The 22,038-nt window shown below is 71.5% G+C and carries 21 protein-coding genes; 11 read left to right on the top strand and 10 right to left on the bottom strand.

Translation table 11 applies throughout. From position 1 onward, the window contains the following. Positions 1 to 239: 239 nt before the first annotated feature. Positions 240 to 1,412, bottom strand: a complete 1,173-nt coding sequence (locus tag ABZ463_RS34240; RefSeq protein ID WP_362782616.1) for a helix-turn-helix domain-containing protein — start codon at positions 1,410 to 1,412, stop codon at positions 240 to 242. A 418-nt stretch (positions 1,413 to 1,830) separates the two neighbouring features. On the opposite strand from ABZ463_RS34240, the gene ABZ463_RS34235 reads away from it, so the two are divergent. After that, on the top strand, positions 1,831 to 2,085 hold the full coding sequence (locus ABZ463_RS34235; protein WP_352012348.1) for a hypothetical protein: 255 nt from the start codon (positions 1,831 to 1,833) through the stop codon (positions 2,083 to 2,085). 230 nt (positions 2,086 to 2,315) lie between these two features. Here the strand turns inward: ABZ463_RS34235 and ABZ463_RS34230 are convergent, their stop codons facing one another. Both ABZ463_RS34230 and ABZ463_RS34225 read right to left on the bottom strand, forming a co-directional pair. Continuing rightward, positions 2,316 to 5,540, bottom strand: coding sequence for a DUF6493 family protein (locus ABZ463_RS34230; RefSeq protein ID WP_362782613.1), 3,225 nt, complete (start codon positions 5,538 to 5,540; stop codon positions 2,316 to 2,318). After that, complete coding sequence (locus ABZ463_RS34225) at positions 5,537 to 6,865, bottom strand: SWIM zinc finger family protein (protein ID WP_362782610.1); 1,329 nt, start codon at positions 6,863 to 6,865, stop codon at positions 5,537 to 5,539. Before ABZ463_RS34225 ends, ABZ463_RS34230 begins: the two co-directional genes overlap by 4 nt. Before the next feature lie 57 nt (positions 6,866 to 6,922). Between ABZ463_RS34225 and ABZ463_RS34220 the strand changes: the two genes are divergently transcribed. After that, on the top strand, positions 6,923 to 7,168 hold the full coding sequence (locus ABZ463_RS34220; protein ID WP_362782608.1) for a hypothetical protein: 246 nt from the start codon (positions 6,923 to 6,925) through the stop codon (positions 7,166 to 7,168). 67 nt (positions 7,169 to 7,235) lie between these two features. Here the strand turns inward: ABZ463_RS34220 and ABZ463_RS34215 are convergent, their stop codons facing one another. Further along, complete coding sequence (locus ABZ463_RS34215) at positions 7,236 to 8,204, bottom strand: pirin family protein (protein ID WP_362782605.1); 969 nt, start codon at positions 8,202 to 8,204, stop codon at positions 7,236 to 7,238. 306 nt (positions 8,205 to 8,510) lie between these two features. Here ABZ463_RS34215 and ABZ463_RS34210 point away from each other — a divergent pair, with 306 nt between their 5' ends. Further along, a complete protein-coding gene (locus ABZ463_RS34210; protein ID WP_362782603.1) occupies positions 8,511 to 9,482 on the top strand; it encodes a bile acid:sodium symporter in 972 nt (323 codons plus the stop codon). A gap of 68 nt (positions 9,483 to 9,550) precedes the next feature. Here ABZ463_RS34210 and ABZ463_RS34205 read toward each other — a convergent pair whose 3' ends face one another. The 3 genes from ABZ463_RS34205 to ABZ463_RS34195 form a co-directional block, all read right to left on the bottom strand. Next, on the bottom strand, positions 9,551 to 9,859 hold the full coding sequence (locus ABZ463_RS34205) for a hypothetical protein (RefSeq protein ID WP_352012354.1): 309 nt from the start codon (positions 9,857 to 9,859) through the stop codon (positions 9,551 to 9,553). Positions 9,860 to 10,004: 145 nt separating this feature from the next. Next, positions 10,005 to 11,192, bottom strand: coding sequence for an MFS transporter (locus ABZ463_RS34200; protein WP_362782600.1), 1,188 nt, complete (start codon positions 11,190 to 11,192; stop codon positions 10,005 to 10,007). Continuing rightward, positions 11,189 to 11,761: a Chromate resistance protein ChrB gene (locus ABZ463_RS34195; RefSeq protein ID WP_352012356.1), complete on the bottom strand. Its 573-nt coding sequence runs from the start codon at positions 11,759 to 11,761 to the stop codon at positions 11,189 to 11,191. Before ABZ463_RS34195 ends, ABZ463_RS34200 begins: the two co-directional genes overlap by 4 nt. Before the next feature lie 62 nt (positions 11,762 to 11,823). Here ABZ463_RS34195 and ABZ463_RS34190 point away from each other — a divergent pair, with 62 nt between their 5' ends. From ABZ463_RS34190 to ABZ463_RS34160, 7 genes are read left to right on the top strand one after another with little or no spacing between them, the layout of a single operon-like run. Further along, positions 11,824 to 12,384, top strand: a complete 561-nt coding sequence (locus ABZ463_RS34190; protein ID WP_362782597.1) for a MarR family transcriptional regulator — start codon at positions 11,824 to 11,826, stop codon at positions 12,382 to 12,384. Beyond that, a complete protein-coding gene (locus ABZ463_RS34185) occupies positions 12,381 to 13,667 on the top strand; it encodes an MFS transporter (protein ID WP_362782594.1) in 1,287 nt (428 codons plus the stop codon). Before ABZ463_RS34190 ends, ABZ463_RS34185 begins: the two co-directional genes overlap by 4 nt. Positions 13,668 to 13,709: 42 nt before the next feature. Next, positions 13,710 to 14,336 (top strand): TetR/AcrR family transcriptional regulator, encoded by a 627-nt coding sequence (locus ABZ463_RS34180; RefSeq protein ID WP_362782591.1) that lies wholly within the window; start codon positions 13,710 to 13,712, stop codon positions 14,334 to 14,336. Further along, entirely contained in the window at positions 14,333 to 15,223 is an 891-nt protein-coding gene (locus tag ABZ463_RS34175; protein WP_352012360.1) for an ABC transporter ATP-binding protein, read from the top strand. Before ABZ463_RS34180 ends, ABZ463_RS34175 begins: the two co-directional genes overlap by 4 nt. Further along, positions 15,220 to 16,791, top strand: a complete 1,572-nt coding sequence (locus tag ABZ463_RS34170; RefSeq protein ID WP_362782588.1) for an ABC transporter permease — start codon at positions 15,220 to 15,222, stop codon at positions 16,789 to 16,791. The genes ABZ463_RS34175 and ABZ463_RS34170 overlap by 4 nt, the downstream gene beginning before the upstream one ends. 32 nt (positions 16,792 to 16,823) lie before the next feature. After that, positions 16,824 to 17,369, top strand: a complete 546-nt coding sequence (locus ABZ463_RS34165) for a YciI family protein (protein ID WP_362782585.1) — start codon at positions 16,824 to 16,826, stop codon at positions 17,367 to 17,369. A gap of 34 nt (positions 17,370 to 17,403) precedes the next feature. Further along, positions 17,404 to 18,771 carry a pyridoxal-dependent decarboxylase gene (locus tag ABZ463_RS34160; protein WP_352012363.1) on the top strand — a complete coding sequence of 456 codons (1,368 nt, stop codon included), beginning with the start codon at positions 17,404 to 17,406 and terminating at the stop codon, positions 18,769 to 18,771. A 127-nt stretch (positions 18,772 to 18,898) separates the two neighbouring features. Here the strand turns inward: ABZ463_RS34160 and ABZ463_RS34155 are convergent, their stop codons facing one another. The 3 genes from ABZ463_RS34155 to ABZ463_RS34145 form a co-directional block, all read right to left on the bottom strand. Next, positions 18,899 to 19,291 carry a PepSY domain-containing protein gene (locus ABZ463_RS34155; RefSeq protein ID WP_362782582.1) on the bottom strand — a complete coding sequence of 131 codons (393 nt, stop codon included), beginning with the start codon at positions 19,289 to 19,291 and terminating at the stop codon, positions 18,899 to 18,901. Between the two features lie 92 nt (positions 19,292 to 19,383). Then, complete coding sequence (locus ABZ463_RS34150; RefSeq protein WP_352012365.1) at positions 19,384 to 20,661, bottom strand: HAMP domain-containing sensor histidine kinase; 1,278 nt, start codon at positions 20,659 to 20,661, stop codon at positions 19,384 to 19,386. Further along, the gene (locus tag ABZ463_RS34145) at positions 20,658 to 21,344 is read right to left on the bottom strand and encodes a response regulator transcription factor (protein WP_352012366.1); all 687 of its coding nucleotides are present in this window, start codon (positions 21,342 to 21,344) and stop codon (positions 20,658 to 20,660) included. The genes ABZ463_RS34150 and ABZ463_RS34145 overlap by 4 nt, the downstream gene beginning before the upstream one ends. Positions 21,345 to 21,446: 102 nt before the next feature. Here ABZ463_RS34145 and ABZ463_RS34140 point away from each other — a divergent pair, with 102 nt between their 5' ends. After that, entirely contained in the window at positions 21,447 to 21,899 is a 453-nt protein-coding gene (locus ABZ463_RS34140) for a hypothetical protein (RefSeq protein ID WP_362782578.1), read from the top strand. Positions 21,900 to 22,038 lie beyond the last annotated feature (139 nt).

The following is a 22,038-nucleotide window of genomic DNA, read 5'->3' as shown; positions in this document are numbered from 1 at the left end:
CGGTCGTCCTACGGTGCTTCAGGACGCCTCGGGGGTTCCGGGCGTTCTGAGGGCGGGTTCCATGTGCGGGGACCGGTCGGTTCACGCAGCGGGAGCATGCGGCGAATCACCCTCGGAGCGAAGAACGACGACGGGTAAACGGATCGGCGGGCGTACGTGGCTCGCCCGCCGATCCGGGCTTGAGAGAGGGTTGGTGCCTCACGCGCCGCCGTACGCGAAAGGTCTCGCGGTGGGGCCGTTCATGAACCGATGGGACCGGCCTCCTGGGTGCCCTGCCCCTCACTCGGAAACAGCTTGTGATTAGTTTGTCGGCTTATAGCCGGTATGTCATTGACGGCTGCCGCACCGGTTACTGATATTTCCCGCACGGCCTCACGGGAGAACACGCTCTCCGGCGGCGGCAGTGGTCGCCCACCTCCCCTCCGGTCACGGCCGTGCCACACCCATTCGCGCGACGAGCGATAGCCGGCGGGGGACAGACCGTAGGCGGCGCGGAAGGTGCGGCTGAAGTGGGCGTTGCTGGCGAACCCCCACCGGGCGGCGATGGCGTGGATCGGCAGGGAGCGCTGGGCCGGGTCGGCCAGGTCGTGACGGCAGCGTTCCAGGCGGCACCGGCGTATCCAGGCCGCCACGGTCAGGCCCTGCTCCTCGAAGAGGTGGTACAGGTGGCGGACGGAGATCTGGTGGGCGGCGGCGACGGTCTCGGCGCACAGCGCCGGGTCGCTGAGGCTGCGCTGGATGAAGGCGTGGATGCGCGTCTTCAGCACCTGCCGGTGGGTCTCGGGCGGCAGGGCCTCGGTGGCCTCAAGGTGGTGGGCGCACATCGCGGTGAACAGGGCGACGGTGACGGCCGACAGGCGGGAGGCGTCTGCCATGGTGTAGCCGGAGGCGTTGCGCATCAACTCCTCCAGATAGCGGTGCAGCAGGGCGCCGACGCCGTCGCGGGAGGGCAGGCTGACCGAGGCCAGAGAGGTGAGCGCGTCGGCGGGCAGCGACAGCGCGGCCTTGGGGACCTGCAGGACCAGCCCCTCGAAACTGCCGGTTTCGTCGGCGACGATCTCACCGTGACAGGGATGTGAGTTGTCGTAGAACACCATGTCCCCGGGCCCCGCGGTCGCCTGCCTGCCGAACTGGGTGATCTGCGTGGTGCCACGCCGAGAGAGTGACAGGCAGTACGTCTCGGGATCGGACCCGCGAACCTGCGCCGAGGTACGGCGCGACCGCAGGGACGGACAGGTCACCGCGTACACCTGCGTCGAGCCGAGGTCGAGCACACGCATGGTGGCACGGAAGTCGGCCTCGTGGTCGCTGTGCACCACGGTGGGCATCAGGGACCGGTCCGCCGTCTCATGCCACCGGCCGAACCGGTCGGAGGCGGGCAGGTCCCCGCTGTGGGACACGGCCCCGTTCATCGCTGGTTTTCCATGACAGAATTCGCCACTGTCAAAAAAATTGTTATCGGTCTCCCGTATTCACTGACGCACACGAAACGATCCTTTCGCGTCCCAGATTGCGCGGGTCTCCTGCGACTGTTTAGACACGGGTGACCGGTGAATTGTTTGGAGAACCGGCACCGGATATGAGAAAGGCGCGATACGCGCCGGCGGAGGCCACCGCCGGACACACCCGAAACCGCCCCATTCTTCGCGAAGCCATACGGTGCGTGGCCAGAACTGCCCCAACTGTCTCTGGCGTCACATCTTCATCGCCCTGAGACAACTATAAGTGACTTATTAATCACTGTCTGTGGTGGCAGGATGAAAAGGCGCGCGAGGGTTCCCGAACGGACCCGACCGCGTCTCCATCTTCAACCGAGCGAAGGAGACAACAGTGGCCAGGTACAACACCGAGATCCACACGGGTGGCGGCGGATGGCAGCAGGACACTCCTCTCATCCTGTCCATCGCCAGTCGTGGCCAGGTCGTCCCCGGCGACGGCCGTCCGGCCACGGGCACCACGGTCACCTGGAGCAGCGACAACGCCGGCAACGGCTCGGTGACCTTCTTCGACGACGGCACCAAGTTCGAGGGGACCGCCCGTTTCCCCGGTGAGGGGCCGGTCGGGTACCGAGGGCAGATCGCCTGATCCTCCGGCACGGACGGGCATCGGCGACCGGCCGGTGTCACATCGCTCCTCCATCGGGCCGCGCGGAATCCGCGCGGCCCGATGTGTTCGTGGCGGCCGGAGCGTCGAACCGGTCTCATCGGACGGGCGGCGGCCGGGAAGTCATCCCCGACAGACGGACCCGGGTCGATACAGCCGAGGCCCTCTCGCCTCCCCTCGGAGACGGCGATCACCACGCACGGCGAAAAGTCTCAGCCTTGGACGGCAGGAGAGAACGCGGTGCCCTCGGTGAGCTGGGAGTGAAGACGCTTGCACTCGTGGACGAAGCGGATCCTCCGGCGGCTGCGCGCGAAACCGGCGACGACCGGAATCTCTCCGCTCGCACCGGTCCAGCGCGCCACGTCGGTGGCGAAGGCGACGAGTTCTGCGTGGGTCACGGTGATGCGCTGTCCCTCGCCCGGCAACATCCCGGGCAGCAGAGCGCGCAGGATGTTCCACACCTCCTGGTGGCCACCGGCGTCGGCCAGCCCGGTCAGGGCCGCGATGGCGGAACGGGTCTCCAGCCAGGTACGGCGCAGCACCAGCGCGAGCTGACGGCCGATCGCCTCGGCGGGCAGTTCGCCCCTGGCGGCCATGCTCAGGACCAGCGGGATCACACCGGGCACGCCGCCGGCCAGGAGGTAAGCGAGGATCACCGCCGTGGACTCGCCCATCGGGCCCTGGGCGATCTCCAGGCCGGTGATCTCCGAGGGGGTCACCTGCGTGCTCCAGTAGCCGCCCAGCAGGTAGGGCAGGTAGTTGACAGCCGCGACCTCGCGGTGTGAGGGCAGCATGGCGGGCCACGCCCGGAGCGTGCTGCCGGCCCCTTCGACCGTCCAGTCGAACGGCTGACGCAGCAGCACCTCGTCGATCAGCCGATGACCGGTCGGGGCCGTCACCCGCAACACCGGCTGCAGCCTGACATCGGTGAAGTGCTCCGGTTCGCCGTCGCCGAACTCGACCATGGACGCGTTCACCATGTGGCGCCACACGTGGCCGCACTCGGGATCGGCCATGCCGTCACCGGCGAGCCAGCGGGCGGCCGAACGCGCCGCCTCCGAGTCGACCTTGGCGGCCCGCTCTGCCGCGGCCTGATGGCTGCCCCGGGGCAACCGCAACAACGCCTGCGCCAGGTCGGCCGGAGGCGGCTCGACCCCGGCGGCGGCGCAGGTCTCCAGCCGGTCGACCAGCACGTCGGGATCGAGGTGGCCGCTCATCCAGGTCGGTGTGGCCAGCAGTACGGGCGGCAGGGTGTCGTTTCGGAGGGCTCCGGCGAGTTCCGCGTAGCGGTGCAGCAGGAAATCATGGGGCGGGGAGACACGATTGGGGTGGGGCAGGTGGTTGCGCCGCCGCCACTCGTCGTGCTCGGGCAACTCCTTGGGCATGAAGGAACGCAGCCGGGGCGGGACGAAGACGACGGTCACCTCCACGAGCGGCTCGTCCGGGCCTGGCGGGGGTACCCGCTCACCCGCCCGCATCGCCGCGATCCTGGCGGGGTCCAGACCGAGTTCGGCCATGCGCTCGTAGGCGTGGTCGAGGATGAAGGACGGCATGGCCTCGGCGGAGTCGTCGTACAGGACACCGGGTCTCATCCGCGCCGGATGGAGGTGATCCGGCAGTTCGTCGTCGTTCTCCTCGTCGTTGAAGGCGTCGGAGGGACGGGGCAGCTCGTCGTCGGCGGGGGAGTCGTACAGGTGGATCCGGCCCCCGCTGAAGGGGACCCGCTCATCGCCCTCGCGGGCAGTCGCCCCGTCCGGGCCGTCGTCGCTGTTCCAGGTGATGAAGAAGGCGCGCAGCGGGGTGTCGTCGTCGAGGTAGCGGCCGGGCCGGTAGGCGCCGCCTATGACGAACCGCCGGGGCCTCGGCTCCGGGTCGGGCTCCTCGCCACGGGTGAGCGTGCGCACCCCCACGGAGTGGTTCGCGTCGTCCCAGAACTTCTCCGGTTCGATCGGTGGCAGCTCCGGCACGCTCCCGGGGGTGACGAGCTCGGCGGACAGCGCCGACTGCCAGTCGTCGGGGTCGAGACGCGCCTCCCTGGAGCGCCAGTACCCCTGGTTCTGCTCGACACGAGGCTTGAGCCTGCGGCACAGTTCCGCCCGGTCGTCGGCGATGCCGGTGACGAAGGCGGCAAGCCAGCGTTCCTGGCCGACCCAACGCTCATCGTGGCCGGGGGAGATCGACGGCTCGGGGAACCTCCGAGCCTCCGGAGGCGCGGGCAGCGGCGGGAACTCCTTGCGCTCCAGCGGTTCCTCGACCGGAACCTCCCCGCCGAACCGCTCGGCCAGCTTCACCCCCAGATCGACGGGCAGGTGGTGGACGCCGTCGAGGATCGCCTCAGGGTGGCCGGCGAACAGGCCTGCGTGCTTCAGGGTCAGCTCAACCGCGCGGTTGCGCACGTCGAAGGACTTGTGCGCGTACGCCGTGGTCAGCGCGGTCACGAAATCGGCGGCCGTCTCGGGCGTGGCCCGGATCGCCTGGTCGAGCCAGCGCAGGCCCGTGGCGGCGAGCTTGGCCTCATCCCGGAAGGTGAGCGCCTCGACGGCCTCGACCAGGTCGGCATGGCCGAGCGGCATCGCCCCACGTACCTGCTCGGCGGCCAGTTCGGCGACCGTTCCCGGAGCCGACGGCAACAACCGCAGGTAGTCACGCAGCCGAGGCGCGGACTCCTCGGGAGTGGGGGCGAGGAGCGTGTGCAGCCGGACGAAGAACCGCAGGTCCTGCGCCTCGCCGCCGCGCAGGAAACGGCTCACACAACCGTCGAGCGCCTGTTTCCTGGGCAGTTCGCGGGCGGCGGCGGCCAGCCAACGGGTTGGCCGGGGCTCCAACCGCTCGTCACGGAGGACGCGACCCGCGCCGTCGGCGTCGAAGACACGAGGCAGCAGCACGGGGGTCAGCGGGTCACCGGCCACGCTCGGCGCGGCCAGCCAGGCGGCCACCAGCGGGTCGTGGTCGGGCGGCACCGCGCCGGACTCACGCAGCAGCGCCACGGCCAGCGGCGCGATGCGGTCGCCGGGACGGCGCACCCGCTGGGCCAGCCGGACCGCGACATCACGACGCCACTCTTGGGGCCGGGTGGCTGCCACCCGGCACACCTGGGCGACGTCAACAGCCTCGGCCCAGCGGCGGTTGACGTCGCGGCCGGTCATCCACGTCACCGCCGCCGCAGGGCCGGTGATGACGCCGACCCCGGTCAGCAGCAGCCCGCCCGCCAGTCTGTCGAGCAGTTCACTGATCTCCCAGAAGGCCGTCTCCTCGAAGTCGTCGGGGTGATCGGCGCGCACCCGCTCGGTGAGGGTACGGCGTAGCTCCTTGACGAGGCCGGGCAACCGCCCGCCCAGTTCGGCGCGCTCCTCCTCGGTGAGCGTGACCAGCCGGGCGGCCAGGCGGGTGACCTGGTCACGGGCGACCAGGTCACAGATCTCCGCCCAGAGAGTCATCGGGAGACCTCCACGGCGGCACGGGCGACGATCCGGGCGGCCAGCACGTGTTTGCACGGCCCACGGGAGCCGCGATGGTCCCACCACCACTCACAGGTGCAGGACCCGTCGGTCAGCGAGACCCGGCGCGCTCCGCCCGAGGTCCGGACGGTGGCCAGCTCGCCTTCGAGGTGTACGGCTCCCGCGTCGACGAGCTTGCGCGCCTTGGCCAGCCGTGGGTTGAGCAGGATCACGTTGTCCTTGTCGTAGGGCAGCTCACGGTGGAAGTGGGCGGCCTCCGACAGGTCGTAGCCGACCCGGCCGGCGACACCGAGCTGCGTCAGCGCGGCCCGCACCCGGCCGGCGGGGATGCCCGCGCGGTCGGCCAGCAGGCCGATCTCGATCTCGGGCTCGAAGTTGAGCAGCATGCCCACCACGTCGGCGTCGTTCTCGGCCTCGTCGGTGGCCAGGTCGTCGAGCACCGCGCCCTCACCGGAGAAGCCGCGCCAGCGCTCAGGCGAGAGAGTGAGCGTGTAGCGCATACCGGGGAGCTCCAGTTCCCAGGCGCTGCAGGCGGCGTCGGCCGGGCCGTACACCCGCAGGGACTTCGCGAAGCGCAGCAGCGGCAGGAGGGTGCCGAGCCGGTTGGGGCCGGCGAGCTGGACCGAGCCGGGACCCCTGCGGTCGGAGACCTTCAGCTCCCGTCCCACCTGCGCCACCCACACCGTGCCCTTCTTGGGCAGCCCACGCAGGAACCGCACCGCCGCCATGCCGGTCAGCTCACCGCGCTGGTCCATGCCCGAGGCGATGACCTGCACCTCGGCGAAGCCGCGTAGCCAACGCTCGGGCAGCGGCACCTTCTTCTCCACCACCGCGCCGTCCATCGTGGTCACGACCAGTTCGTCGAGCCCGACCCCCAGGTGCAACGGGTCACGCGCGCCGATACGCGCCAACGCCTCCCGGAGCGGCGCGTTCACATCGACGTTGGTGGTGCCCCGGTCGAACACCTCACCGTCGAGCGCGCCGCCCAGCAGGTCAAGCCGGGCGTACACGCCGCCACAGGCCGAGAACGACTCGAACCGCAACCGGTCTCCGTTGCACGTCACCACCGGGTCACGCACCCAGCCGGGCCGCGCCTGCGGCTGGTGGTAGCGGGCCAGGGCCACGTCGGCGACGCCGAGCAGGGCAGCCGCGGCGGGGGCCGCCTGGGTCACCACTCCGCTGAAGAACCGGGGGGCCACGGCCGGGCCGGACAGGGCCCGGCCGCCGGAGGTCGCCAATCCGAGACGGCCGTCGACAAGGGAGGAAGGCGCGGCGTACGTGTACGCCTGCGTCGCTGAAGTCATGGCCGGGACACTAGATCACCCCACCGACAACCCCAGGGACGGCGAACCCGGCCAGGCTTGAGCCCCGTTTACGAAGGAGCCGCCGCCCCGCTCACAAGGCTGCGCCACAGCGAGGTCAACATCTGGAAGGACCCTGACGCGGCGGCGTTCGTCCGCTCGGTCGCGGACGGGAACGAGACCGTGCCGACCGTGACCGTGGCCGGGGAGGCGATGGTGAACCCCTCCAGGAGCCGGCTGTTCGAGGCGGTCAGGGAGCACGCCCCACACCTGATGCCCGGCGCCGGGAGGTCAACCGCAACGTGACCGGCCCCGGAGGTTCCGATGTTCGTCTGGGCGGGTCTGACCCGCCCAGACGGTGGAGACGGGTGCGTCAGGCGTGGTCCCCCGCGGGGATCGAGCCCAGGCGGCCTGCCTTGTAGTCGTCGAAGGCCTTGACCAGCTCCTCGTGGGTGTTCATGACGAACGGTCCGTAGTGCGCGACCGGTTCGCCGATGGGCTCGCCGCCGAGGACGATGACCTCCAGGCCCGAGGTGGGCGAGGCGGTGATCGTGATGGTCTCGGCGTCGGTGGCCAGGCCGGGCCGGTTGCCGAAGCCCTCGAAGACGGCGAGCTGCCCGCCGATGATGGACGCCTTCTTCGCGCCGACGCTGCCCTTGCCGGACAGCGCGTAGGCCAGGGCGTTGAAGTCCTTGCGCCAGGGCATCGTGAGCTGCGCCCCGGGGCTGATGCTGGCGTGCAGCAGGGTGATCGGGGTGTGGGTCGCACCGGGCCCGGCGTACCCGGCCACGTCACCGGCGATCAGCCGGACCAGCGCGCCACCGTCGTGACTGCTGAGCAGGGCGACGTTGGCGCGTCCGATGTCCTGGTACTTCGGGGTGAGCATCTTGTCCTTGGAGGGCAGGTTCACCCAGAGCTGGATGCCGTGGAAGAGGCCGCCCTGCTGGACGAGCCACTCCGGCGGAGCCTCGATGTGCAGCAGACCGGATCCGGCGGTCATCCATTGGGTGTCGCCGTCGGCGATGACACCGCCGCCGCCGTGGGAGTCCTGGTGGACGAAGGTGCCGTCGATGATGTAGGTGACGGTCTCGAAGCCGCGGTGCGGGTGCCACGGCGTGCCCTTGGGCTCACCCGGCGCGTAGTCCACCTCGCCCATCTGGTCCATCATGATGAACGGGTCGAGGTATTCGAGCTTGATCGCCGCCAGGGCCTTGCGGACGGGGAAGCCCTCGCCCTCGAAGCCGCTGGGCGCGGTCTCGACGGCGAGCACCTTCCGGCCGATCCCCAGGTCCTGCGGGATGCGGGGCAGGGCCAGGACGTTGTCGACGGTTACGGCGGGCATGTCTGCGCTCCCTTCAGCGTGGTTCGCCACTCACAACTCAGTTGATGTTTCAACTATTCCGGGGCGGTGGACCGCCGCACGCAGTGATCGTCCGGTGGCGGGGCTCGGCACCAGGCGATCTCCGGGCACAAGCATGCCGTGAGGCACGGCTCTTGACGGTGCGGCCACCGGCCGTGGGCAGGAACCCACCGAGCCGGCCCGAAGGCCTAGCCTTGCCGGCGTGCGCGTTTTCCGAGGTCGCGACCGGCCCGGGCAGGCGGCGCGCGTGTGCCCTCGGGACGAGAGGAACGAAGAGACGCCGTGGACATGAGCCGAGCCGTGAAGTGGTGGGACAGGCACCAGATCCCCCTCTATCTGGTCGCGATCGCCGCCGGTGCGTTCGCAGGGCTCGCCCCTCCCCGGATCGCCCCGGCTCTGGAGCGCGCGATCAACCCGGTGCTGGCGTTGCTGTTGTTCGCGACCTTTCTCGCCGTGCCGATGGCCGAGATCGGACGGGCCTTTCGTGACGTGCGCTTCCTGGTCGCGGTGCTGGTGGCGAACTTCGGCGCCGTACCGGTGCTCGTCTACGGCCTGTCCCGGTTCGTCGCCGACGACCGGGGGCTGCTCCTGGGGTCGCTTCTGGTGCTCCTGACCCCGTGTGTCGACTACGTGATCGTCTTCACCGGCATGGCAGGCGGAGCACGGGCGCGGCTGCTGGCGGCGGCACCGCTGCTGATGCTCGCGCAGATGCTTCTGCTGCCCCTCTACCTGCTGGTGTTCGCGGGTTCGGACGTGCTCGCCGTGGTCGAGGTCACCCCGTTCCTGGAGGCGTTCGGTGTGCTCATCGCCGCGCCTCTGGCGGCCGCGGCGGTCGTGCAGGCGCTCGCGCGCCGCCACCGGGCCGGCCGGATCGTCGAGGAGGCCATGGCCGGATCCATGGTGCCGCTGATGATGGCCACTCTCGCCGTCGTCGTCGGTTCCCAGATCTCCGCGGTCGGCTCCCAGGCCCTCGCCCTGCTACGCCTGGTCCCGCTGTACGCCGCCTTCGTGGTGCTCGCCGTCGCCGTCGGCAGGCTCACCGCCCGGACGGCGAGCCTCGACGTGGCGGCCACCCGGGCGGTGATGTTCTCCGCCGCCACCCGCAACTCCCTGGTCGTGCTGCCGCTCGCCCTGGCCCTGCCCGCCGTACTCGACATCGCGCCGCTGGCGGTGGTCATCCAGACCCTGGTCGAACTGGTGGCGATGGTCGTCCTTGTCCGCCTCGTCCCCAGGCTGGTTCCCGAACCGCTGCCGGCCTGAACGAGGCTCCCGGTACGACGGAACCCCCGGCCCGCGCCGGGGGTTCCGCCTTCGCTCACAGGGGCGGATCAGGGGTTGTCGTAACCGATCCAGTTGATGTACCAGCCGTACTGCTGGGCGATGGCGGGCGTCAGCGGCCTGCTGTCCTTCCACTGGACGTAGACGCGGAACTTGCTCGCCGTGGCGTCGTAGACGGCGCTGGGGCCGACCAGCGACCACTGGTTGCCGCCGGTGCTGCCGATGGAGGTGACGTAGACGGGGGCTCCGGTGAAGTGGGCCGCGGTGGTGTCGACGTCGATGTAGATGCCGTTGGGTCCGTAAGCCTGCCAGCCCTGCCCGGGGGCGGTGTGTCCGGAGGCGATGCGCGCAGTCGGCATGATGCGTCCTCTCGCGAGATACGAACTGTCGCGCTAAGTGTTCATTCAATGACTATGGGTGTCTACAGATGCTTCCCTGCCCCTTCCGCCACACACACCCCACCTTTCCGACAGGTGTCCGACGGCGGGCGAACGGGGCACGTGGTCAGGGGCTCGCCGGGCGTTCGGGGGAGAGGCGGCGCAGGAGGAGGCCGATGAGGGGCGGAAGGGCGAGCAGGATGGCCAGGACGGCGTATCCGTGGGTGAGGGAGGCCGCGGTGGCGACGGCGGCGACGAGCAGGGGGCCTCCGGCGTCGCCGAGTTCGCGGCCGAGCTCGGCGGCGCCCATGGTCTGGCCCATGCGTTCGGGAGAAGTGCGGGCGGCGAGAGCGGCGAAGCCGAGCGGGGTGATGAGCCCGGTCCCGACGCCGATCAGTACGGCGGCGACCAGGACGCCGGCCAGGCCGGGCAGCGTCGCGCCCGCCAGGCCAACGGCGGTGATGAGCAGCCCGGCCACGATGCCGGTTCGGGTCGTCAGGCGCCCCTCGTCCAGCGCGCGTCCGGTGCGGGGCTGCACGATCGCCGCGCAGGCGGCCAGGACGGAGACCGCGGCACCGGTGGCGACGGTGCCCAGGTCGGCGGCCCTGCCGGAAACGGGCAGGAACCCGACTCCGACGGACAGTGCGGCGGTGGCGGCGGCCAGCGCCGCGGTGGGCGCGAGGAAGGCCGGGTCGGCCAGGCGCCTGACCAGGTCGAGGACCGTCTGACGACTCTTGGGCAGCGGCGGTACGGCGGGCACGGCCAGCGCGGCCCACACCGCCACCACCACACCCAGCACCGCGAGGACCGCGAACAGCGACCGCAGTCCGCCCGCCCACACCAGCAGCCCGCCCAGCAACGGGCCGAGGGTGTAGCCGATCGACTTGTGGAAGCCGTATCCGCCGAAGGCCCGCCCGAGCTTCGCCGCCGGGTTGAGGCGGGCCACCAGGGCCGAGGCCGACGGGGAGAACGCCGAGGCCGCCGCGCCCTGTCCCAGGCGGGCGGCCCACAGCCATCCGGGGCTGTCGGCGACGACGTAGACGGCGGAGGCGAGTGCGAACGCCACCAGGCCGCCCAGCAGTACCGGCCGGGCGCCGATCCGGTCGGCGACGCTGCCGAAGAGCGGCTTGAGCAGCACCTCGGCCCCGTCGTAGAGGGCGAGCAGGCCGCCGAGGACGAGCAGGGAGGTGACGGCGTCATCGGAGAAGCCGCCGAGGTTGGCGGCGATCCCGTGCGCGCCGAACGCGGTGGTGAACCCGGCCGCGTACAGCGGCCACATCTGCCGGGCCGGAGCGGCCTGGGCCTGTCCTGTCACCGCGTCCGTCCCGGTTCCGGCAGCTCGTGCAGCGCGGCGAAGACCCGTTCGGCGTAGTCCTCGCACGCCGCCGCGCACTCGCGCAGCCGCCGCCCGGCTTGCGCCGCCTCGGGCGCGCCGAAGACGTCCCGCGCCGTCAGGTCACGGTGCCAGCGCCGCAACCGCTCCAGCGACTGTTCCTCCTCCTCAAGTTCGGCCAGGGTGAACTTGCCGATCCCGATCTCCTTGGCCAGTTCCTGCTCGAACTTGCCGCAGTCGGCCAGGAACTCCGTCCAGTCCGCCGAGCGCGCCGCGGTGAACATCTCCCGCAGTCGTTCGGCGTCGCCGCTGTCGCGCCCGGCCGCGACAAGCGTGACGAACTGGCCGCCCGCCTGTCCGGTGAGTTCGCCCGCCCGGGTGACACCGTCGGTGAACACGGGGACGTCCGGTACGGCCCACACTCCTTGCCCGAGCGACAGGGCGCCCATTTTGCGTAGTTCCCGCCATACGGCCACCCGGTGCCGGGACGGTTCCGCCGGGACCTTGACCAGGAAGACGAGCCACCGACCCGCCTGCTGAGAGTCAGACACATCATGGAATGTAGCAGCCGTTACAAGCCATCAAATCGTATGAGTGCTGTTATATTAGCGCTGTGACATCTTTGGACCCCACCGCGTCGCCCGGTCGCTGGGACGCGCTGCACACCCTGCTGGGCGACCTGGACCGCCAGATCGAGACCTTGTACACGGATCGGGGTATCGAAGGCGTCCGCTCCCGGTTCGTCCATCCGTTGATCCGCCTCGCGCACACCGGCCCGCTGACGATCCGTGAGCTGGCGGAATCCCTGGGCCGCTCGCACTCGGCGATGAGCCAGACGATCTCGGTGATGCGCCGCGAGGGCCTGGTCAACTCGGAACCGGGCACGGACGCCCGCACCCGGCGCGTCACCCTCACCGACCGCGCCCGCGACCTCATCCCCTTCCTCGAAGCCGAGTGGCGCGCGACCGAGGCCGCCGTCGCCGAGCTCGACGACGAGATCCCCCACCGGCTCAGCGCGGTCGTCGCCGAGCTGGAGAGCGCGCTGGCCCGGCGGTCCATGAAAGAGCGGATCCTCTCCCATCTCGGTGAGTTCCCGGCCGCCGAGACCACTTCCGCGGAGGCTTCCACAGTGGCTTCCGCGGAGGCTTCCGCGGAGGGGGAGACCCGGCCGTGAGCTGGCGCGAAAGGCTGATGGACGTCCGGCCCCTCCGTGACAGCCGGCACTTTCGCGACCTGTGGATCGGTTCCGCCCTCGCCTCGATCGGCCGACAGATCGCCGTCGTCGCCGTACTGCTACAGGTCTGGGACCTGACCCACAGCTCGTTCTGGACCGGGGTCATCGGTCTCGCCACGGGTCTGCCGCTGCTGGCCCTCGGCCTGGTCGGCGGGTCGCTGGCCGACACCGTCGACCGCAGGAGCCTCGTCCGCCTCACCACCGTCGGCCAGGCCCTGACGGCCGCGGGGCTCGTGGCGCAGGCCGCCGCGGGGAACCGGTCGGTCGCGCTGCTGCTCGCCCTGGTCGCCGCCCAGTCCGGCTGCTCGGCGCTCGGAGCGCCCGCCCGCCGTACCTTCCCGGTCCGGTTGCTGCCCGCCGACCAGGTCGCCGCGGGGCTCGCCCTGCAGAACATCGCCTTCCAGGCGTCCATGCTCGTCGGGCCCGCCCTCGCCGGTTTCGTGCTCGCACGGTGGCACTATCCCGCCGCGTACACGATCCAGTTCCTGGCCGGGCTCGCGTCACTGGCCGCCGTGGTCAGGCTGCCCCCGATGCCCGCCCTCACAGCGGAGGACGGGCCGGAGACCGACGGCGGATCGCGGAGCAGGCGCGGGCCGGCCAGGGGAGGCTGGCGGATCAGCCTCCAACGCCCCACCCTGTGGGGTTTCTTCTCCGTTGACCTCGCCGCGACCATCCTGGCCATGCCGGTCGCGCTCTTCCCCCTGGTCAACGAGATCCGCTTCGCGGGCGACCCGCGCACCCTGGGGTTGTTCCTGACCGCGCTCGCGCTCGGCGGGATCGGCGCGGGCCTGTTCTCCGGGGCCGTCACCCGTCTGCGCCGCGGCGGCCTCGTCCAGCTCGTCGCGGCCACGGTCTGGGGGCTCGCCCTGGCCGGGTTCGGCGTGGCCGGGCCGATCTGGCTCTCCCTGCTCTGCCTGGCGGTCGCCGGTGCGGCCGACACCGTCTCCGTGGTCACCCGGGGCGCGCTCGTACAGCTTGAGACCCCCGACCGGTACCGGGGGCGGGTGTCCTCGGTCGAGCACGTCATCGGCATCGCCGGTCCCGAGATCGGCAACTTCAGGGGAGGGGTGCTCGCCTCCCTCACGTCGGCTCCGGTGGCCCTTCTGGTGGGCGGGCTGACGGCCGCGCTCGCCGTCGTCTCCGTCGGCCTCGTCAACCGCCCCCTGCGGACCTACCGCGTCCCGGCCGAGCATGAGGCCGTACGGCAGGCCGAAGTGAGTTGAACACTTGAATTGGTTCCAATACGTGTGTATAGACTCTTGGACGTGCGACCAATATCCGAAGAGGACCTGACGACACGGGCCCGCATCCGTGACGCCGCACTCGGGCTGTTCGCCGAGCAGGGCGTCAGGGCGACCACGATCCGGGGGATCGCCGCCGCGAGCGGCGTCTCACCCGGCCTGGTGCAGCATCATTTCGGCACCAAGGAGGAGCTGAGGCAGGCGTGCGACGACTACGTCCTCGGCTACATGCGTGAACAGGTCGACGTGGGCATCACCGGCCGCAACCTGGAGAGGCCGGAGTTCATCGAGAACGTCCACCGCACCGCGCCCCCGCTGATGAAGTACCTCGGCCGCGCGCTCGTGGACGGCTCGCCCGGCGCGGCCGCCATGTTCGACGAGCTCGTCGCCATGACGGAGGAACACCTGGCCCGCGAGGGGCACGCGGAGGCGGACCACCGCGCCCGCGCGACCGTGCTGACCGCGATGAAACTCGGCATCACGGTGCTGCACGAGCACGTCTCCCGCGCGCTCGGCACCGACGTCTACTCCGCCCCGGGCACCGTACGCGTCGGCAAGGCCCAGCTCGACCTGATCAGGCCGGAGTTCCTCGGCCGGGAACTGTTCGAACAGGCACGGACCGGGCTGGACAAGTTAGAGGAGCGACGATGAGCGCGGCGGTGCGGGTCGAGGCCCTGGTCAAGAGCTTCGGGCAGGCCAGGGCCCTGGACGGGCTGGACCTGACCGTCAGGACAGGGGAGGTGCACGGCTTCCTCGGACCGAACGGTTCGGGGAAGACCACCACGACACGCGTTCTGCTCGGCCAGATGCGCGCCGACTCGGGCAGGGCCGAACTCCTCGGCGGCGATCCCTGGCGGGACGCGACCGAGCTGCACCGGCGGCTCGCCTACGTGCCCGGCGACGTCACCCTGTGGCCCTCGCTCACCGGCGGTGAGGTCATCGACCTGCTGGGCAGGGTGCGCGGAGGCCTGGACCCCCGGCGACGCGCCGAACTGCTCGAACGTTTCGAACTCGACCCGCGCAAGAGATGCCGCGCCTACTCCAAGGGGAACCGGCAGAAGGTGGCGCTGGTTGCCGCCTTCGCCTCCGACGTCGAACTGCTGATCCTCGACGAGCCGACCTCGGGCCTCGACCCGCTGATGGAGGCGGTCTTCAACGAGTGCGTCCTGCGGGAGAAGCGCGACGGCCGTACGGTGCTGCTGTCCAGCCACATCCTGTCCGAGGTCGAGACACTGTGCGACCGCGTGAGCATCATCCGCGCGGGCCGTACCGTCGAGTCCGGCAGCCTGGCCGATCTTCGGCACTTCACCCGGACCTCGGTCACGGCCCAGCTCGCCGGACCCGTGCCCGGCCTGGCCTCGCTGCCCGGCGTGCACGACCTCACCGTGGACGGCGCCCTGCTGCGCTGCCAGGTGGACGGCGACGCGCTCACGGCCGTGCTCGGCGAGCTGTCCAGGGTGGGCGTGCGCACGCTGACCACGCGGCCGCCGACGCTTGAGGAGCTGTTCCTGCGCCACTACGAGGGAGCCGCGGCATGACCGGGACCTGGACGTTGATCCGGCTCATCCTGCGCAGGGACCGCGTGCTGCTGCCGGTGTGGATCGTGATCAGCGCGCTGCTCCCGGCCGGTGTCGCCTCCGCGACCGCCGCCCTGTACACCGACCAGGCCGCCCGCGACGCCTTCACCGCGGCCTCGATGAACAACCCCGCCCAGCTGGCCATGCGCGGCCCCGTCCACGAGGCGAGCCTCGGCGGCCTGACCGCCTGGACGCTCGGCTCGTCCGGGGCGTTGATCGGCGGCCTGGTCAGCATCCTGCTGGTGATCAGGCACACCAGGGCCGAGGAGGAGGCCGGCAGGCGCGAACTGCTGGCCTCGGGCGTCGTCGGCCGTCACGCCCCGCTGGCCGCCGCGCTCACGGTCGTGCTGGCCGCCAACCTGCTGCTCGGCCTGCTGTCGGTCCCCGGCCTGGTCCGTGAGGGCCTGCCCGCCGGCTCATCGGTGCTGTTCGGGCTGTCGACGGCCTCCGCGGGCTGGGCGTTCGCGGCGGTGGCCGCGCTCACCGCGCAGCTGACCGCGGCTTCGGGTACGGCGCGCGGCGTCGCGGTCGCCGCGGGCGGTCTGCTGTTCGCGGTGCGTTCACTGGCCGACGCCGGTGGCGTCCCCTGGCTCGCGTGGCTTTCGCCGTTCGGCTGGGCCAGGCTGACCAGGCCCTACGCGGGTGACCGGTGGTGGGTGCTGGGAGTCGTCGTGGTGTCCGTCGCCGCGCTGACGGCCTCCGCGTTCGCGCTGTCCACGCGGCGTGACGTGGCCGGTGGCCTGCTGGCCGCCCGGCGGGGACCCGCCGCCGGGACGCTGCGGGGCGGGATCGGCCTGGCCTGGCGGCTGCACCGGGGCACGATCGTGGGTTCCGGGATCGGGTTCTGCCTGCTGGGCGTGTTGCTCGGCATGGCGGCGCGCGGGCTGGACAGCCAGGTGGACACGCCGCAGTTCCGGGAGCTCGCGGCGACGATCGGAGGTCCGGGAGCGCGCGTCTCCGAGGTGTTCTTCACGTTCGTGATGTACGTGCTCAGCCAGATCGTCACGGCGTTCGCGCTGGTCTCGGCGCTGCGTGCCCGGAGCGAGGAGGCCGCGGGCAGGGCCGAGCTGCTGCTGGCCGCCCCGGTCGGCAGGTTGCGCTGGGCGCTGAGCCACCTGGTGTTCGCCGTCGCGGGCCCGGCGTTGCCGCTGGCCGTCCTGGGGGCGGGTGCGGGGCTCGCCTACGAGGGCGACGCGCTCCGCGTCGCCGGGGCGACGCTGGCCTATCTGCCCGCCGTCTGGACCGTGGTCGGGTTCGCGACGCTGTTGTTCGGCGTGCTGCCCCGGCAGGCGGCGGCCGCGAGCTGGAGCGTGCTCGGCCTCATCCTGCTCGTGGACCTGCTGGCGGAGTTCAGGCTGGTCGGTGGGGGCGTTCAGGACCTCTCACCGTTCGTGCACGTGCCGCCGGCACTGCTCGGAGACGCCTCCTCCACGGTCGCGCCGTTGCTCGGGCTGACCGCGGTCGCGGGCGCCCTGGTCGTCGCGGGGCTGGCGCTCCTGCACCGCCGCGACCTGGCCCCTTCAACCTGACGGACTTTTCGGATATATCGCGATAATGAGGCATGGAGTTCTTCTGCTACCACCGTGACCGGCCCGGTTCGGTGGCGTTGCGTCACGAGCTGCTGGAGGAGCACTGGTCCTACATGGACCGGTACGCCGCCGAGATGATCGCCCGTGGCCCGACCTTCGACGACGACATCCCGACCGGGAGTGTGCACATCGTCGACCTGCCCGATCCCGCCGCCGCCCGCGCGTTCGCCTTCGACGAACCCGGCTACCAGGCCGGGGCGTACCGCGACGTCCTGCTGCGCCGGTGGCGCAACACGCTGGGACGCACCATGTGGGACTTCCCCGGCGGCCGGACCGGCGGCGACCGATACCTGGTGCTCGGCCTCGGCTCCGGGCAGCCCGCCGACCTCGCCGTCCCCGCCGCCCGGGACGGGCTGATCTCGTACGGGCCGCTGCTGTCCGACGACGGCGAGAGCTGGCTGGGGACGGCGGCACTGGTCCGGGCTCCGGACGCGGACACGGCGCGCGCCGTACTGACCCCGGACGGATACGCCGGCATCGAGGTGCACAACTGGTGCTTCGGCGGACGCCGGTCCTGAGCGCACGAAGCCGGTTTCGAGGAGACGAGAAGCGTTGGCAGAGGAACCGAACCGGCTGTTTCGCACGGCCGCCGACCACGCCACCGGTTACCGCCGGTCACTGCCCGGCAGGCCGGTGGGAGTGCCGGTCGACCAGGAGGCGTTGACCAGGGCGTTCTCCGGCCCGCTGTCCCGGGACCCCTCCCCACCGGAGCGGGTGCTGGCCGAGCTGCTCGCCGCGGCCGAACCGGGCCTGGTCGCGAGCGCGGGCCCGAGATACTTCGGATTCGTCGTCGGCGGCGCGCTGCCCGCCGCGACCGCGGCCGACATGCTGACCGCCGGTTGGGACCAGCTCGCGACCAACGCCGTCACCTCACCCGCGGCCATCGCCGCCGAGGCCGCAGCGGGCGCCTGGCTGAAGGACCTGCTGGGGATCCCCGCGTCGGCGTCCACCGGATTCGTCACGGGCTGCCAGGCGGCCAACACCGCCGGGCTCGCCGCCGCCCGGCACCGGGTGCTGGCGGAGGCCGGGTGGGATGTGGAACGGCGCGGGCTGCTCGGAGCACCACCGATCCGGGTGATCGCGGGGGAGGAGCGGCACGGGACGATCGACCGCTCGCTGCGGTTGCTCGGTTTCGGGACGGACGTGATCGAACCGGTACCCGCCGGACCGAACGGTGCCATCGACATCGAGGCGTTGCGGATGTCGCTGCGAGCCGCCTCCGGACCGGCCATCGTGTGTCTCCAGGCGGGCAACGTGAACACCGGTGCCTGCGACCGGCTCGGGGAGGCGTGCGAACTGGTCCACAGGCACGGTGGGTGGGCGCACGTGGACGGGGCGTTCGGGCTGTGGGCCGCGGCGAGCCCGGCGACCCGGCATCTGGTCGACGGAGTGGAACTCGCCGACTCCTGGGCCTGCGACGGCCACAAATGGCTGAACCTTCCCTACGACTCGGCCTTCGCGTTCTGCGCCCGGCCCGACGTGCACGCGGCGGCGATGTCCTACGCGGCCGCCTATCTGACAGGTTCCGGCGGCGCGCCCGTGGGAGCCGACCTCACCGCTGAGTCGTCGCGCCGGGCCCGGGGATTCGCGGTGTGGGCCGGACTGCGGGAGCTGGGCAGGGACGGGGTCGCGGCGCTGGTCGAGCGCTGTTGCGCGCTGGCCCGCCGGTTCGCCCAGGGACTGGCCTCGGCCGGGTTCGAGGTGGTGAACGAGGTGGTCCTCAACCAGGTGCTGGTGGGGTTCGGGGACGACGCGCGCACCGAACGGGTGATCGCCGCGGTTCAGGCGGACGGCACGTGCTGGGCGGGCGGCACGACCTGGCGGGGACGGCGGCTGATGCGGATCTCGGTGTCGAACGCCACCACGACGGAGGCGGACGTGGACCTGTCGGTCGCCGCGATCACCCGCCTCGCCGTCTGACCGATCACCGTACGGCCCTGACCCGGCGCGCGGCGACGGCGATGACCGTCCGCCCGGCCGGATTCGGCCTGCTCGCCGAGGGCCCGCCCGTGACGGAGTGGGCCGATCGGCAAACGGGCGGAGGTCCTCAGTCGTCGTCCTCGGCGTCGTGCTTGCTCGCGTCGTCGCGGTGGTCGTCGTCGGCCTTGCCGGTGACCAGGGAGCCGGTCTCGGCGTCGACGGCGAACTCCCGCTCGCCGCCGTCGCCGCCCTTCACCTCGATCTGCCAGGTCCGGCGGCCGTGTTCGGTCTCAAGCTCGGCGGAGGTCACCCAGCCCGCGGGGACCTGCTCCAGGGCCGTCTTCTCCGCCTGCGAGCTGAGGACCTTGGGGGCCGCCTTGGCGGCGCCGTGGTCCCCGGGGGCGTCCGACGTCGTGGCCGAAGGGGTGGGCTCGGCGTTGGCGGCCGTCACGGCGGCTCCGCCGCCCGCCACGAGTACGGCCGCCGTGGCGATACCAGCGATGATCATGGGCTTGCGCATCCGAACCTCCGGTGCGGTAGACGTCCTTGCTGACGTCTCCAAACCTGCCGTGCCGGGTGATAGCGCGGGCCTGTGACAGTCCTAAACGCGGGTTAACGCGGGCCGGGCCCGAACTCCACGGTGACGCGGGCGCCGCCTGCGGGGCCGTCGGCCAGCGTCATGGAGCCTCCGGAACGTTCGGCGGTACGGCGGACGATGTCCAGCCCGAGGCCGGTCGAGGACGCGCCGCTGACTCCGCGCGTGGCGGCGCCTGGGTGCCGGAACCCCGGCCCCCGGTCGGTGACGAGGAGTACGGCTCCGCCGCCGTCACGGGCCGACAGCCGTACCTCGAAGTCCGTGCCCTCGGGTGTGTGGGCGAAGACGTTCTCCAGCAGGGCGTCGACGCAGGTCGTCAGGGCCTCCTCTCCGACGCCCACCGGCAGGGGAGGATCGGCCAGCTCCTGGCTGACCAGGCGGTCCTGGTCATGGGCCAGCATCGACCAGTGCTCCAGGCGTTCGGCCACGACCCGGGCGGCGTCGCATTCCCCCGGTGCGTCATGGCGGGCGCGCCGCGCCTCTTTGATCACCCGCGTGACCATGCGTTCCATCGACTCCACGGCGGCGCCCACGCGGGTGGCCTGCTCGCTTTCCGGCAGCCCTTCGGCCTCCAGCCGCAGCACGGTGAGCGGCGTTCGCAGCTGGTGGGACAGATCGGCGACCGCCTCCCGTTCCTGGGCCAGCAGGACACGGATGCGCTCGGCGAGGTGGTTGAGCGCTCCGGCCACCTGCCGTAGTTCTTCGGGGCCCTCTCCGGGCGCTCTGGCGGTGAGGTCTCCGGCCGCGAGCCGGTGGGAGACCTGCGCGATGCCGGTGATGAGACGTATCTGTGAGCGGGCGAGCCGGTCGGCGACGAGCAGACTGACGGCCAGCACACCGGCTCCCACCAGCGCGAGGATCAGCCAGGCGCGCCTGACCCCTCTGGTGAGGTCGGCGTCGGAGACGAAGGCGCGGATGACGGTCGTGCCCGCGGAACGGCCCGCGACGGCGACGAGGATCTCCCTGCCGCCCCGCGCCTGGGCGGTCAGGCTGCGCCCGGTGAAGGCCAGCCGTACGGCCTCGGAGCGGGGGGCGGGCTCACCCAGGACCGCACCGGTGGGCAGGAAGACGGTCAACGGGTGACCGTTGGTGCCGTTGGCCTGTTCCACGGCCAGCTCCAGGGCGGGGCCCGTACCGACCGAGGCCACGGGGACCAGCGACTGCGCGCGTACGAGCGCGTCGGCGGTGGCGCGGTCGGCGGCCAGCATGAGCGCCAGCAGCGCCAGCGGCACCAGGAAGGCCACCAACGCCAGGGACACCATGGAGGCGACCAGGACGAGCAGACGCCGCCTCATGTCGCCGGGTCCACCAGCTTCACGCCGACGCCGCGGACGGCGCGGATGTAGCGCGGCTGCTGCGCCGACTCGCCCAGTTTGTTACGCAGCCAGGACAGGTGGACGTCAACGGTCTTGTCGGCGCCGCCGTAGGGCAGCTGCCACACCTGCGTCATCAGTTCGCGTTTGCTGACCACCTGGTCCGGCCGGGCCGCCAGGTAACACAGCAGGTCGAACTCCTTCGGCCGCAGGTCCAGGGGGCGGCCCGCCAGCGTGACGTGGCGGCTGCGCGGGTCGATGCGCAGTTCGCCCACCACCAGGGGCTGCGAGGCGTCGTCCTCCCCCTGCAGGCGGCGGAGCACGGCGCGGATACGGGCGTCGAGCTGGACCGCTCCGAACGGTTTGACCAGGTAGTCGTCGGCCCCGGCGTCCAGAACGCGGGCGATCTCCTGCTCGTCGTCGCGGGCGGTGGCGACGATGATCGGCACCGGGCTGACCGCTCGCAGCATGCGAACGACCTCGTGGCCGTCGATGTCGGGCAGGCCGAGATCGAGGATCACCAGATCCGGACGATCCTCGACGGCCCTGTGCAGCCCGGACATGCCGGTGACGGCCGAGGTGACCGCGTGGCCGCGTTCGGTCAGAGCCCGCATCAGCGCGGAGCGTACGGCGGCGTCGTCTTCGACGAGGAGTAACTGTGCCATCACCTCCACCGTATGAGCATCGGAAGGCGTCGCGGCCGGTTCCTCCTTGGCGTTGAACCGGCGTTAGGCAAGCGTTAGGACTCGGCATGGCAGGCTGGCCGGGTGAAACGTCGCTCGCTTGCCGCGGTGCTCGGCTGGGTGGCGGTCGCCTGCGCCACGACGGCGACCACCACCTGGGCGATCACCCTGCTGGGACAGGGGCTGAGCCGGCAGGTCGTCTCCCCGATGAGCCACGCCGAGATCACCCAGGCGCTCGCCGCGGCCACGGCGGCCGGAGAGACGGGCGGTCCGCCCTCTCCCTCCGAGGGAGCCGGGGGAGTCAGCCGGGCCTTCACCACCCCCGGAGGGTCCGTCGTCGGCACCTGCGTGACCGGCCAGGTGTCCCTTCTCGCGTGGAGTCCGGCGCAGGGGTACGCCACCGACGATGTGAGCGAGGGGCCGGGGCCCTACGCCTCGCTGGAGTTCGAATCCGAGAACGACAAGATCACCGTCAGGATCACCTGCGTCCGGGGCACCCCCACGATGACCCTCAAGGAGGACGGGGACCGCGACTAGGAGTTGTCTCAAAGTGAGGTCAACAGCCAGTCGTTGATGATGGAGATGTGAAGGCTGGCCTCGTAACGGGCGGCGAGTTTGTCGTAGCGGGTGGCGGCGCCGCGATGGCGTTTGAGCCGGTTGATGCCGCATTCGACGG

The sequence above is a fragment of the Streptosporangium sp. NPDC020145 genome (genome assembly GCF_040631275.1).
Taxonomy (GTDB): domain Bacteria; phylum Actinomycetota; class Actinomycetes; order Streptosporangiales; family Streptosporangiaceae; genus Streptosporangium.
The sequence above is the reverse complement of the archived record's forward strand: the minus strand, read 5'-3'. Positions and strand labels throughout refer to the sequence as shown.

What these genes read in the sequence shown, in the direction of transcription:
- ABZ463_RS34150 (WP_352012365.1), bottom strand. Translation starts at nt 20,661, where the DNA reads ATGAGGCGGCGTCTGCTCGTCCTGGTCGCCTCCATGGTGTCCCTGGCG.
- ABZ463_RS34170 (WP_362782588.1), top strand. Translation starts at nt 15,220, where the DNA reads ATGACCGGGACCTGGACGTTGATCCGGCTCATCCTGCGCAGGGACCGC.
- ABZ463_RS34175 (WP_352012360.1), top strand. Translation starts at nt 14,333, where the DNA reads ATGAGCGCGGCGGTGCGGGTCGAGGCCCTGGTCAAGAGCTTCGGGCAG.
- ABZ463_RS34165 (WP_362782585.1), top strand. Translation starts at nt 16,824, where the DNA reads ATGGAGTTCTTCTGCTACCACCGTGACCGGCCCGGTTCGGTGGCGTTG.
- ABZ463_RS34155 (WP_362782582.1), bottom strand. Translation starts at nt 19,291, where the DNA reads ATGCGCAAGCCCATGATCATCGCTGGTATCGCCACGGCGGCCGTACTC.
- ABZ463_RS34145 (WP_352012366.1), bottom strand. Translation starts at nt 21,344, where the DNA reads ATGGCACAGTTACTCCTCGTCGAAGACGACGCCGCCGTACGCTCCGCG.
- ABZ463_RS34205 (WP_352012354.1), bottom strand. Translation starts at nt 9,859, where the DNA reads ATGCCGACTGCGCGCATCGCCTCCGGACACACCGCCCCCGGGCAGGGC.
- ABZ463_RS34215 (WP_362782605.1), bottom strand. Translation starts at nt 8,204, where the DNA reads ATGCCCGCCGTAACCGTCGACAACGTCCTGGCCCTGCCCCGCATCCCG.
- ABZ463_RS34240 (WP_362782616.1), bottom strand. Translation starts at nt 1,412, where the DNA reads ATGAACGGGGCCGTGTCCCACAGCGGGGACCTGCCCGCCTCCGACCGG.
- ABZ463_RS34230 (WP_362782613.1), bottom strand. Translation starts at nt 5,540, where the DNA reads ATGACTCTCTGGGCGGAGATCTGTGACCTGGTCGCCCGTGACCAGGTC.
- ABZ463_RS34225 (WP_362782610.1), bottom strand. Translation starts at nt 6,865, where the DNA reads ATGACTTCAGCGACGCAGGCGTACACGTACGCCGCGCCTTCCTCCCTT.
- ABZ463_RS34210 (WP_362782603.1), top strand. Translation starts at nt 8,511, where the DNA reads ATGAGCCGAGCCGTGAAGTGGTGGGACAGGCACCAGATCCCCCTCTAT.